Origin of the sequence: Algoriphagus algorifonticola (genome assembly GCF_007655305.1) — a bacterium.
Lineage (GTDB): Bacteria > Bacteroidota > Bacteroidia > Cytophagales > Cyclobacteriaceae > Algoriphagus > Algoriphagus algorifonticola.
In genome coordinates, this window is record NZ_VLOG01000066.1 from 91,427 (window position 1) to 104,161 (window position 12,735).

Annotated in this window: 9 protein-coding genes; 6 read left to right on the forward strand and 3 right to left on the reverse strand. The window is 40.9% G+C overall.

What is annotated here, in order from left to right; genetic code table 11:
* Positions 1 to 97 precede the first annotated feature (97 nt).
* The 5 genes from lysA (at position 98) to FL972_RS19250 (ending at position 7,608) form a co-directional block, all read left to right on the forward strand.
* Positions 98 to 1,330 (forward strand): diaminopimelate decarboxylase, encoded by a 1,233-nt coding sequence (gene lysA, locus FL972_RS19230; RefSeq protein WP_144607591.1) that lies wholly within the window; start codon positions 98 to 100, stop codon positions 1,328 to 1,330.
* Between the two features lie 176 nt (positions 1,331 to 1,506).
* Positions 1,507 to 2,568, forward strand: a complete 1,062-nt coding sequence (locus tag FL972_RS19235) for a PorP/SprF family type IX secretion system membrane protein (RefSeq protein ID WP_317129962.1) — start codon at positions 1,507 to 1,509, stop codon at positions 2,566 to 2,568.
* 364 nt (positions 2,569 to 2,932) lie between these two features.
* Positions 2,933 to 4,999 (forward strand): T9SS type B sorting domain-containing protein, encoded by a 2,067-nt coding sequence (locus tag FL972_RS19240; RefSeq protein WP_144607592.1) that lies wholly within the window; start codon positions 2,933 to 2,935, stop codon positions 4,997 to 4,999.
* Positions 5,000 to 5,002: 3 nt separating this feature from the next.
* A complete protein-coding gene (locus FL972_RS19245) occupies positions 5,003 to 6,028 on the forward strand; it encodes a PorP/SprF family type IX secretion system membrane protein (protein WP_144607593.1) in 1,026 nt (341 codons plus the stop codon).
* Positions 6,029 to 6,078: 50 nt separating this feature from the next.
* Positions 6,079 to 7,608, forward strand: coding sequence for a cryptochrome/photolyase family protein (locus tag FL972_RS19250; RefSeq protein ID WP_144607594.1), 1,530 nt, complete (start codon positions 6,079 to 6,081; stop codon positions 7,606 to 7,608).
* Here FL972_RS19250 and FL972_RS19255 read toward each other — a convergent pair.
* The 3 genes from FL972_RS19255 to FL972_RS19265 form a co-directional block, all read right to left on the reverse strand.
* The gene (locus FL972_RS19255) at positions 7,605 to 8,666 is read right to left on the reverse strand and encodes a porin (protein WP_186300157.1); all 1,062 of its coding nucleotides are present in this window, start codon (positions 8,664 to 8,666) and stop codon (positions 7,605 to 7,607) included. The two genes, FL972_RS19250 and FL972_RS19255, sit on opposite strands and share 4 nt — an antisense overlap.
* Complete coding sequence (locus FL972_RS19260; protein ID WP_144607596.1) at positions 8,663 to 9,583, reverse strand: mechanosensitive ion channel family protein; 921 nt, start codon at positions 9,581 to 9,583, stop codon at positions 8,663 to 8,665. Before FL972_RS19260 ends, FL972_RS19255 begins: the two co-directional genes overlap by 4 nt.
* Positions 9,584 to 9,680: 97 nt before the next feature.
* Positions 9,681 to 10,790, reverse strand: coding sequence for a TolB family protein (locus tag FL972_RS19265; RefSeq protein ID WP_144607597.1), 1,110 nt, complete (start codon positions 10,788 to 10,790; stop codon positions 9,681 to 9,683).
* Between the two features lie 67 nt (positions 10,791 to 10,857).
* Between FL972_RS19265 and FL972_RS19270 the strand changes: the two genes are divergently transcribed.
* Positions 10,858 to 12,096 carry a M20/M25/M40 family metallo-hydrolase gene (locus FL972_RS19270; RefSeq protein WP_144607598.1) on the forward strand — a complete coding sequence of 413 codons (1,239 nt, stop codon included), beginning with the start codon at positions 10,858 to 10,860 and terminating at the stop codon, positions 12,094 to 12,096.
* Positions 12,097 to 12,735: the final 639 nt, after the last annotated feature.

The following is a 12,735-nucleotide window of genomic DNA, read 5'->3' on the forward strand; positions in this document are numbered from 1 at the left end:
ATTTTGTACCCAGAAAGCCCCTCTGAGATGCTAATTGAGGGCTATTTATTCTTCATTCTAGGGCTATTTAGCTATCTTTGTGGCCAAATTTGAGAACATGCCACAAGCTATTAAACCTACTCATATTCAAGGAATTTCCTTGGAATCTATTGCTGAAAAATATGGAACGCCTCTTTATGTGTATGACGGTGAGAAAATCACCAATCAAGTGCATGCTATTCAAAAGGCTTTTCTGGGAGTACCTTTAAAAATAAAATACGCGACCAAGGCTTTATCCAATATCAGTATACTCAAACTGATCAAAAATGCGGGTGCTGGAGTGGATGCAGTCTCCTTGGAGGAAGTGAAATTGGGATTGATGGCAGGTTTTCAGCCTTCAGAAATCATGTATACTCCGAGCGGAGTAGGCTTTGATGAGATTGAGGAGGCTGTAGATCTAGGTGTGATGATTAATTTGGACAGCCTTCCTTTGATGCAAAAATTTGGAGAGGTCTATGGCAACAAAGTGGGCGCTTGTATCCGGATCAATCCTCACATCATGGCTGGAGGGAATATCAAAATTTCCGTAGGTCATAAAGCAAGTAAATTCGGGATTTCCATAGAGCAACTTCCTGAAATTCTGGAAATTGTCAAAGAAAAAAACCTCAAGATCGTTGGGCTTCATGTGCATACCGGATCTGATATTTTAGATGCAGAAATATTCTTAAGAGGAGCCAATGTTTTATTCGATACGGCGTTTAAATTTCCAGACCTGGAGTTTATCGATTGTGGAGGAGGGTTTAAGGTTGCCTATAAAGAAGGAGATCCAAGAACCGACATTCAGGAGGTAGGGGAAAAGGTCAGCGAGGCTTTTCAGCAATTTTGTGAAAAATATGGAAAGCAATTGGAGCTGTGGCTAGAACCAGGTAAGTTTTTGGTCAGTGAGTCGGGGTACTTGCTGGTGAAAACCAATGTAGTGAAGAAGACACCTTCCATCACTTTTGCAGGTGTTGATTCCGGCCTGAATCATTTGTTGAGGCCCATGCTATACGATGCCTATCATGATGTTTATAATCTGAGCAATCCCGATGGAAACACTCATACGTATAATATTGTCGGGTACATCTGTGAAACTGATACCATTGCTTCAGACAGGGAGCTTTCTGAAGTAAGAGAAGGGGATATTTTAGTAATCAAAAATGCCGGGGCTTACGGGTTTAGCATGGCTTCTAATTATAACTCCCGCTTGAGACCTGCCGAAGTTTTAGTATGGGAAGGGAAATCCCATTTAATCAGGACTAGAGAGACGATAGAGGATTTGACTAGAAATCAAGTGGTTATCGATATTTAGTCGAATGTTTCCAAAGGCAAGAAGTCTTTGGTATAGTTATTGAATATCGAGGGTGATTATAGATCTATAGTTTAGTTAAAAAAGGTCAGAAACAAATAATTGATTGATCACCCCAATCATAAGCCCTAGTAGTTTCATAACCTTTTAACATTCAAAATTCTTTTGCCAATTGGCTAATGGCTAATTTGCAGAAGGAGGGATTACGTATGGTGAGGAAATTAATAGGATTGGTACTTTTACTGGGGCTAGGGATAAACTCCTTAGCTCAGGATGTACAGTATTCTCAATTCTATGCTGCTCCCCTTTATCTGAATCCAGCATTGACAGGCGCTTCCGAGCTCACCAGAATTGGCGTCAATTACCGAAATCAATGGCCTGGCCTGGACCAAAATTTCAATTCCTATTCATTTTACATAGACCATTATATTTTTGACTACAATAGTGGTATCGGTCTTATTTTCAATGGCAATAGAGAAAGTATGGCTAATCTTGCCACCAATGAGGTAGGACTTTCTTATGCTTACAAATTGCAGTTGGGAGAGGAAACCTTTTTCAGGTTAGGTGGGCAAGCAAGTTATATGCAGCGAGACGCTTTTTTTTCTGACTTGGTTTTTGGAACTCAAATTGACATCATCAATGGGACAATAGGCGGTATTACAGACGAGCTGAATGGTATTCCAATAGATAGCAGGTACAACTTTTTTGATTTTGCCCTAGGTGGGATGTTTTATAGTAAAAACTTCTGGTTAGGTGCCTCTGCGCATCATCTCAGTGAGCCCAATGTTTCTTTTGTGGAAGGTCAAATGTCCAAACTTCCGATGAAGCTATCAGCTCAAGGAGGAGTCAAATTTGATTTTACCGGAGGAAGAAGAGATTATTTTACCCATGCATACCAAGAGCGGGCAATTTCCTTTGCATTTAATTACAAACAGCAAGACCCTTTCAACCAATTAGATATTGGTACTCAGTTGTATTTGGATCCATTGGTATTGGGACTTTGGTATAGAGGTTTGCCAACCAAAAACTCCTTACCCAACAATGAGTCAATTATCGGCTTAGTCGGCGTATCACTTCCGACCGGTCTGGACATAGGCTACTCCTATGATTTTACGGTCTCCAAATTAGGGTTGAGAAACTCCGGAGGAGCACATGAAGTCTCAGTTACTTATCGATTTTTATGGGGAGATGCCAAAAACAGAAATCTTAGGGCACGAACTATCCCTTGCTTCAGATACTGATTTTCAGAAGGAAAGCTGAGTAAAGCGAAAAAAAATTAAAAATATTTTAAAAAAATTTTAAGGCCTGTTTTTCAGGCCTTTTTCATTTCGTCACCTAAAAAAAGCTTCATCACCGCTATTTTTTGGAAATGGTAGAATTTCTAGAAAAATAAGATTTTTTAAAGCTGCATTTCATATTTGCTTCGTATATACAAACCCTTGGAAATAAGAATCAAACTATTATTATTAGGTGTAAATAGTGATTTAATAGAATATCATTTTGTTGTATTTGATTTACAAAAAATAATATTCTAAAAAATGAAATACACAAAATAGGTTTTATAAGGCAAATTTCACCCATCGAAATTCATAGTCAAAATAGGAAATGCAATTAGGGCTAAAAACATATGGAAAATCACTTCTTCTGCTCCTGCTGAGCATTGGAATGTATTTTCCTGCTTTTGCCCAATTTTCTTTTGAGGTTCCCAATTCAGCCAATCAGAGAATACTCTCTTACAATTCAATCCAAGTGGAGGTAAGCGGTAAACTTGCTCTTTGTTCCAATTCTGAGAAAGGACATATTAATTTGGATATCAAAGGGGGAACACCTCCTTATACTTTTAGATGGAACACCAATGAAACCACTCAAAACAGAACCAATCTTTTTGCAGGTACTTACACTGTTGAAATCACTGATGCGACTGGATTTAAGCACATAGAAAAAATTGTGGTTCAACCGCCTTTCCCGTTGATTTTAAATCCTGTTGAAAAGAAAGACGCAAGTTGTGGTTCCGGCAATGATGGTTCAGCAAAAATTTCTGTTAAAATCGGAAGAGGAGAGCCGTACAAAGTAAAATGGAGCAATGGTCTGACCAATGTTTGGGAGGTAAACAATCTTAAGCCAGGAACATACACTGTAACCGTCATCGACAAATACAATTGTGATGTCACCACCAGTTTTGAAATAGGATCTGCATCTGAAGGAATGAGTGTATCCGAGTCTATCACCAACAGTTCTTGCCAAGGAAAAAATGACGGGACAATTTCTCTTTCTGTAAGTGGAGGTGTTGGACCTTATACTTATAAGTGGAACACCGGTGCTAGCACTAAGGATGTTTCAAACCTTAAATCCGGAATTTATGAGGTGTTGATTAAAGATAGTAAGGGTTGTGCTTTTCAGGGAATTTACAAAGTGGATGAGCCAAAAGGAATGGAGCTTAAGTCCAATTTTCTCGCTCCAAGCTGTTCTTCATCAGAAAATGGTCAGATCACTTTGGATATTAACGGAGGAACAGCACCATATACCTACTCTTGGAGCAATGGCATGACCGGATCTGAAATCAAAAACCTTCCAGCAGGGACTTACCAAGTGAAGGTTACTGATGCTTCAGGTTGCTTCATCCAACAAGAATTTAAGCTTGAAAATCAATCAGCATTAAATCTTCAACTGGTTCAATCCAAAAACTTGAGCTGCTCAGGTGAAAATGATGGAGAAATTGAAATCAAAGTAACTGGAGCAAAAGGAACTGTTGATATTACTTGGTCAGACGGAGTGAAAGGCAGTCTTTCCAGGAAAAATCTAGCCGCTGGCACCTATGAAGTAAAAGTGACAGATGAAAGTGGTTGCTCATCCACTAAAGCTGTTCAAGTTGGTCAAAATGAATCAATCACAGCCAGAATCGAGTCAGCCCTTGAGGTGAATTGTGATCAAGGTACAGTGAAAGGAAATGCTTGGGTTTCTTTCCAAGGAGGTAAAGCACCGTTTAAAATTAAGTGGAGCACCGGAGAGGTTGACAAAAAGGAAATCACTTTCAATCAATCAGGAACTCTTAAAGTGACAATCACTGATGCCTTAGGTTGCAAAGTAGAAACAGAAGCTAAAGTTGATTTCCCGAAGGCGGCCACTCAGGGAGGAAGACTTGATTTTAACTATAGAAAACTGGTTATCAATGCTGATCCAGAAGTACTTACCCGGGAAGAAATACTTTTTGAGAGTGAGATTGCCCCTGAGTTTATCGCCTGGGAGTGGAATTTCGGAGATGGAACAGTTTCCTCGGAAAAAGACCCAATCCATGTTTTTGAAAAAGCAGGGATTTATGAAGTGAAATTGACGGGCTTTGATATTTATGGTTGCTCCTCTTTTGAAACGAACCGAATTCAAGTGGCAACAGCCACTGAAATGGTAGTCATCCCGAATGCATTTACGCCAAACGGAGATGGATTAAATGATACTTTCTTACCAAAAATGAAGGCAATCACCGCCTTTACTATGGAAGTCTTTAATACCTGGGGAGAAAGGCTATTTGTTGAATCAGGTTTGGAAGCTCGTGGATGGGATGGTACCTACCGTGGACAAACCTTACCTGCAGGAAACTACCTATATAAAATCACCTATACCAACCGCGAAGGTATCCAAAGTACCAAAAGCGGAGGAATCACCCTAATCAGATAGGTTATGAAAACATTATTTACGTTTATCATCCTAAGTTGTGTATGCCTAAGCCTTCGTGCTCAGGATGTGCAATATTCCCAGTTTTATGCCGCTCCCTTGTACTTGAACCCTGCTATGGCAGGTGCTTCTGAGATGACCCGAATCGGAGTGAATTATAGAAATCAATGGCCTGGGTTAGATCAGTCCTTTACCTCATATTCAGCCTATTTGGATCATTATATTTTTGGAGCTAATAGCGGAATCGGAATTGTTTTCAACAGATCTGAACAAAGCATGGCCAATCTTAGCGTATCCGAAATTGGAGCTTCATATTCTTATCGCGCAAGATTGGGGTTTAAATCCTTTTTGAGAGTGGGTGGTCAGGTGTCTTATATGGATAGAGATGCATACTTTGGTAATTTATTGTTTGGTAGCCAAATCGATGATCAAACTGGAGCAGTGGGTGACTTCTCCGGTGAAAACTTAGGTTCTGATTTCCGTCATCAGTTCGTGGATTATAGCTTTGGAATGTTATTTCACAATGATAATTTCTGGTTTGGAGCATCCGCTCATCACGTGACTCAGCCTAATATTTCTTTCATAGAAGGAGAAATCAGTGAGTTGCCTATCAAGGTTTCCGCACATGGAGGAATAAAGCTGGACCTTTCAGGTGGTTCGTCTACCCAATTCTACAATCAGAGAACAGGCACCAAAGAGTTGACTTTCGCATTTAATTATAAAAATCAAGGACCATTTACTCAGTTGGATTTAGGAACTCAGATTAATATTCAACCATTGGTTTTGGGAGTTTGGTACAGAGGAATCCCGGTTTCTGATAAATCCCAGCCCAACCATGAGTCAGTAATTGCTTTGGTAGGAATTTCATTGGGCGGTGGATTGGATATTGGATACAGCCACGATTTCACCCTTTCTTCTTTGGGAAATGCCAATACAGGAGGTGCTCATGAAATCTCCATTCGATACAGCTTCCTGGCTGGCTCTGCAAAAGGAAGAGGCCGAACTTCATCTATGCCTTGCTTCAAATATTAAAATCAAAACAAACCTCAATCAAAAAGGCTTTTATCAGAAAGCCTTTTTTTATGTCTAAAACCTTACGCCTAATTCTCGGAGATCAATTAAACTCAAAACATTCCTGGTTTGATAAAGCCGACAAGAACAATCATTATTTGATTGCAGAAATGAGGCAGGAGACAGATTATGCTCCTCACCATATTGAAAAAGTGCTAGCGTTTTTTGCCTCCATGCGAAACTTTGCAAAAAGTCTAGAGGAAGCAGGCCATCAGGTAATTTACTTTCAACTCGACAATAAAAATAATCCTCAAAAGCTGGATGAATTAATTGAGCAAGTTATCAAAGAAGGTGAATTTGAAAGGTTTGAATACCAGCTGCCTGATGAGTATCGTTTGGATGAGCAGCTGAAAAATATTAGTGAATCTCTGGAAATTGAGTCTAAGGCTTATGATACAGAGCATTTTTTGACAGAAAGAGAATTCCTCAAGGATTTTTTCAAGGGTAAGAAGACTTATTTGATGGAGTCATTTTACAGGGAGATGAGGAAGAAGTTTGATATCCTCATGGATGGAAAGGAGCCGGTGGATGGAAAATGGAATTTTGATCAGGAAAACAGAAAGGCCCTGAAAGACAAGCGTCTTTTGCGTAAGCCAAAATTACATCCCAAAGATCTTAGTGATATTCATAAAATGATTGAAAAAGCGGAGGTCAAAACAATTGGAGAAGTAGATCCTAAAAACTTCCCTTGGCCTACCTCCAGAGAAGAATCATTGGAGGTGCTGGATCATTTTTGTAATAATTTATTGGTTCATTTTGGAGACTATCAGGACGCTTTGACTACTTGGGATCCTTATTTATTTCATTCTCGACTGAGTTTTGCCATGAATTCAAAAATGCTTTCCCCTCTGGAAGTGGTGGAGGAAGTAGAAAAATACTGGGAAGAACATCGCGATGAGATTGCCATTTCCCAAGTGGAAGGCTTTATCCGGCAGATCATAGGTTGGAGAGAATACATGCGGGGAGTTTATTGGGCTAAAATGCCGGACTTTGCGGAGATGAACTTTTTTGGGCATGATCGCAAGTTGCCTGATTGGTTTTGGACTGGTCAAACCAAAATGAAATGCCTTTCCCACTCCATTACCCAGTCTTTGGAGAAATCCTATGCACATCACATCCAAAGATTGATGGTCACAGGCAACTTTGCTTTGCTTGCAGGAATAGACCCCGATGAATTGGATCAGTGGTATTTGGGGATATACATAGATGCGATCGAATGGGTAGAAATCACCAATACGCGCGGGATGAGTCAGTTTGCAGATGGAGGAATCGTAGGGACCAAACCTTATGTTTCTTCAGCCAATTACATCAAAAAAATGGGTAATTACTGTGAGCATTGTGCTTACAATCACAAGGAAAAAGTTGGAGAAAAAGCCTGTCCTTTCAACAGCCTATATTGGCAATTTTATGAAAGAAACCGGGAGAAATTGGAAAAAAACCCCAGGATAGGAATGGCTTATAGAACTTTGGATAAATTGAAAAATAAGCAGGAAATCCTCGATCAGGCGGAAAGTTATTTGGAAAAACTTAATGAGCTTTAATTCAAAGTGAATTCTATAGAACCCAGCAGAAAGAAATCAGTTGAATTGCGATTATCCCGACCCAAAGATGGCCCAGTCAGATAACGGCCTTCCAATCTGAGGATGGCAACCTTTCCCAAGGTCCAATCGGTATTCAAAGATATCCCCCCTGTTTCTATGCCCCAATTATTCAAGCTTGTAGCAATTGCCTGGAAGGGATCATGATAATATTCATAGCGAATTGCTGAGGCAAATTTTCCAGAAAATTGCCGCTGTAAAATTAAGGAAGTTCCCCACCAAGTTGGGTTAAAATCCCCTTCTACAGTTCGATTTCCTACATCCAGCCCTATGATTAAGTTCCATTTTTGATCAAGGCGAAACTTCCCAAACAGATTGCTGAAATAAAGATAAGTACCACTTTCTGCAGGTTGATCAGTGCCCAAAAATGTACTCCAATTCAAAGTAGTATTTTCATTGGGAGTGTAGGTTGCCCGTGTTCCAAAAGACGGAGCAGCCTTGCCGGGGATAAACCGAATTCTTTGCCATCCATTGAGCACCAAAAAAGCAAAATCCCATCGTTGGTTCATTTTCCATTTTAACCTAGCGCCTGTTTCAAAATAAGGGCTGTTTTCGGCGATAAGTGAACGCGACAATGTCAGATTTTTGGTAGAAATCGCATTCTCGAAGCCTATATGAGAAGGCAAAACACCCACATCCAGCCAGAGCGATTGGTTCTGGTCCAGAGCTACACCCACATTGGCTTGGTGAATCCATCGCAAGGCCTTGGGCTCCTCGCTTAAATTGTCCTGGGCATAAGTACCTTGCTGAATGCCTAGATTTGCACGGAAATATTTGGACTTTAACTGAACAGTCACTAAAGCCAAATTGATGCTTGGCCTGTTTTTTCTATTATGATTGTAAAGAAAAGGAAACCTATCACCAGCCATTGGTTCTCTGAAATCCTGTCCATAATAAAGATCTACAAATCCTGAAATATCCCATTGTATTGGTTTTTCATCCTCTTGACCAAAGGTCGGGAAGGAGTAGGTTAGGAGACAAAGGATGATAATTTTTTTCAAGTCGTCTCTGATTTTTCTAACACAACTCGGGTTCGAGGGAGAGCATCCGGATAGTTTTTCTGAAGAAATTCTACCATTTTTTCCCTAACATGAACGCGAAGATCCCAAGCAGTAGGAGAATTTCGTGCTGATACCAAAATCCTACTTTCTACAGTCCTTTCGGAAGCATTGGTGACCTGAAGAACTTTGACTTTTTTATCCCATAGATTGGTCTTTTCCAGGATTCTGTCCAGCTCTTCTCTCAATGCATCAAATGGAACCGTGTAATCGGTGTAGAGAAAAACAGAACCAATTATGTCAGCAGAGCTTCTGGTCCAGTTTTGAAAAGGCTTTTCCAAAAAGTAGGTTGTGGGTAAAACCAAACGTCTTTGATCCCAAATCCTGACTACTACATAGGTTAGGTTGATTTCTTCAATCCAGCCCCATTCGCCTTCGACCACCACCGCATCATCCAGCCGGAATGGCTGTGCAAAGGCAATTTGGATTCCTGCAATCAGTGCCCCTATAGCTTTTTGTGCTGAGAAACCGATTATTATACCCGCTACACCTGCGGAGGCGAAGACTCCAACTCCGATTTTTCGAATTGGCTCGAAAGAAATCAAGATCAGCCCGATTCCCAAAACGATGATAACAAAGTTTGTGATCTTTTGAAGGATATTGAGTTGGGTGTATACCTTTCTTGCCCTGAGATTATCTTCTTTGCTGATATCGTATTGTTTCAGGAAAATCCGCTTGAGGATTCCTGTAAAAACCAATAGACACCAGGTAAATCCCGAAATGATCAGAATGGTATTGAGGTGAGGAAGATAACTCCAAAAGCCTTCCCAAGATTCAGATTCTCCTTTGTAGTAGATTTTGGCAATGACCAGAAGAAGGGTGACCAAAAAAGGAATGATTAATCTTCGATAAATCTTCATTTCAAAAATAGGTTGAGAAGGCAGAAGATAAAAAAGGATTTGCAAGCATGCAAAAAAGAAAAACCGCAAGAGTTTTTAGCCCCTGCGGTCTCAAGCTTTAATCACCGATCCACTCGGCGACAAATAAGTTGGTGTCCCGAGTTCCACCATTATTTCTATTGGAGGAGAATACCAGATATTTACCATCGTTGGAAAAGACCGGAAATGCATCGAAGGTGTCATTTTCAGTGATTCTGACTAATCCTGAGCCATCTAAGTTGATCATATACAGATTGAATGGGAAGCCACGCTCGGTGTGATGGTTAGAAGCGAAAATCAGCTTTTTACCTGATGGGTGGAAAAAAGGAGCCCAGTTCGCCTGACCCAAATCCGTTACTTTTTGAATATTGCTCCCATCTGCATCGGCTACATATAATTCCATCTCCGTTGGCTTCACTAATCCTTCAGCCAATAACTCTTGATATTCTTTGATCTCCTCTTCAGTCTTAGGGCGGGAGGCTCTCCATACTAATTTGCTTCCATCAGGAGAAAAGAATGCTCCGCCGTCATAGCCTAAATCTGAGGTTATTTGCTTCACTTCACTTCCATCAATATTCATGGTAAACAATTCCAAATCCCCAGTGCGCATGGATGTAAATACAATTTTATCCCCTTTCGGTGATAAGGTAGCTTCCCCATCATAACCGGGTTCATTGGTCAGTTGGGATAGAAGGTTACCGCTTAAGTCCGCAGTGAAAATATCATAGGTGTCATAGATAGGCCAAACGTATTTCCCGTCAGTTCTTCTTTCAGGAACAGGAGGGCAGTCGTCCCCGCCCAGATGAGTGGAGGCATAGACGATGGTTTCATTGCCCGGAAGGAAATAAGCACAAGTAGTTCTCCCCAATCCTGTTGAAATACGCTGAGGAGCATTATTTTTTAGATCATCCTTTCTCCAGTCGGTATAGAATATCTGATCACAAGAAGCTCCCCAGGCTGCATAATCAGACTGGAAAACCAATAAAGAGTCATCAAATGACCAGTACGCTTCTGCATTATTGCCTCCAAAAGTCAATTGTTTGATATTTCTGAGATACTTCATTTCATTTTCAGAAAGAAGTAAAGAATCAGTGGCAGTGTGAGTTGGAGTTTCAAGCTCTTCGGTGTTTGAGATTTTGGGAGAGCAGGAAATGATCAAAGCGATCAAAGCGAATAGTAAAAGACGCATTTTGTATTCATTTTATTTTGCTGCGCGAAGATACCAATTATTATCTTTGAGCTAAACTCCTGCTTTTATGAAATTCAATACTCTGATTATTACCTCTTTGATAGCAACTGTGATGCTGTCTTGTCAGTCGGCTCCCAGCGATGATAAGCTATTGTCAAACTTGAAAAAAGATGTCAGTTTCTTGGCTGCAGACCAACTGGAAGGCCGTGCTATTGGCACAGAAGGAGAAGAGCAAGCTGCCCAATATTTGGCTGATCGTTTCAAGCAATTAGGAGTAGAGCCCAAAGGAACCTCTGGTTTTTTCCAGGAATTTACCGTTTCCAAACCATCCAACCCTCATGAAGAAGCTGTGATTGGCACAGACGGAGAAGGAATCACCGGTAGAAATGTTCTAGGCTTCATTGATAATCAGGCTGAAAAAACAATTGTGATAGGGGCTCATTTTGACCATTTGGGATTTGGTGGAGTGGGTTCTTTGCATCGGGGAGATTCCGCCATCCATAATGGAGCAGATGATAACGCTTCCGGCACTGCTGCACTCTTGGCTTTGGCAGAACTATTAAAGCATCAAAAGCATCAGTCCAACTTTTTGTTTATCGCATTTTCAGGAGAGGAAAATGGTCTTTGGGGGTCTAATTATTTTGTAAAAAATCCAACCATAGATTTAGAAACTGTCAACTTCATGATCAACATGGATATGGTTGGTCGGCTTAACGAAGAAAAAACCCTAGCCATCAATGGAGTAGGCACCAGTCCAAGTTTTGTGTCTGCTTTGGATCTAGTGAATGCAGACAGTTTGAAATTAGTGACCTCCGAATCAGGAGTTGGCCCTTCTGATCATACCTCATTTTACTTGCAGGACTTACCTGTTTTACATTTTTTCACTGGTCAGCACGAAGACTATCACAAACCTTCAGACGATTCAGAAAAGATCAATTATGAGGGCTTGTTGAAGGTGGTGAGATACATAGAGCGATTGGTTGGGAAGCTGGATGAGGAACCAAAATTGGCCTTTACCAAAACCAAGGACAGTTCAGGTGATTCGCCTCGATTCACGGTTTCTTTGGGCGTAGTTCCGGATTATTTATTTGATGGCAAGGGTATGAGAATCGATGGAGTTTCGGAAGACAAGCCCGCTCAAGCTGCAGGTTTGCAAAAAGGAGATGTCATTTTACAATTGGGAGATTCTACTATAGTGGATATGATGAGCTATATGCGAGCTTTAAGTGCTTTCCAAAAAGGAGATGAAGCGAAAGTTTGGTACGAACGAGAGGGGAAGAAGCTGGAAGCACAGGTGAAGTTTTGAGGCTTGGCGGGAAGAAATGCTCGCGGCGTCGCAACGGCGCGGAGGGTTTGATCTGGAGTTAATTTGGTTTACCGTCACTGTGAGCGGAGCTTGCGGAGCGAAGCAGTCTTACAATCATCTCCATCAAAAGGATAGATTAGGCAAAGGGTTTATGAATCAATGTTTTCTATCTATGTGGGCTATTGTGGCTATGTGGTGAAAAAATGGCTCGCGGCGTCGCAACGGCTTGGCGATTTTATTCTCCCGCCAAGGATGGAAGCGGCAAAGAGATTTTTTGAAGGTTGATCAAATCGCACCGCTGGTGCTTTGGCAAGTTTGTGACTTTATTCTCTACAATCAGGTCGCACCTCTGGTGCTCTAAAAGAGTTCTGCCTCTTAAAGCCTCAGAGAGGCGTTATGATTGTAGAAAGTCGAAGAAAGAGTTATCAAGAGCTTCGGAGAAGCGATTTGATAGTTAATTCATCTTATCATCTCCCGCAAAAGGATAGATTAGGCAAAGGGTGTGTGAAGCTATGTTTTTTATCTATGTGGGCTATTGTGGCTATGTGGTTTAAAACAGGCTCGCGGCGTCGCAAAGGCGCGGCGATAATGTCTCCCGCCAAGGAAGGAAGAAGTAAAGAGTAATTGTGTAATTGATTA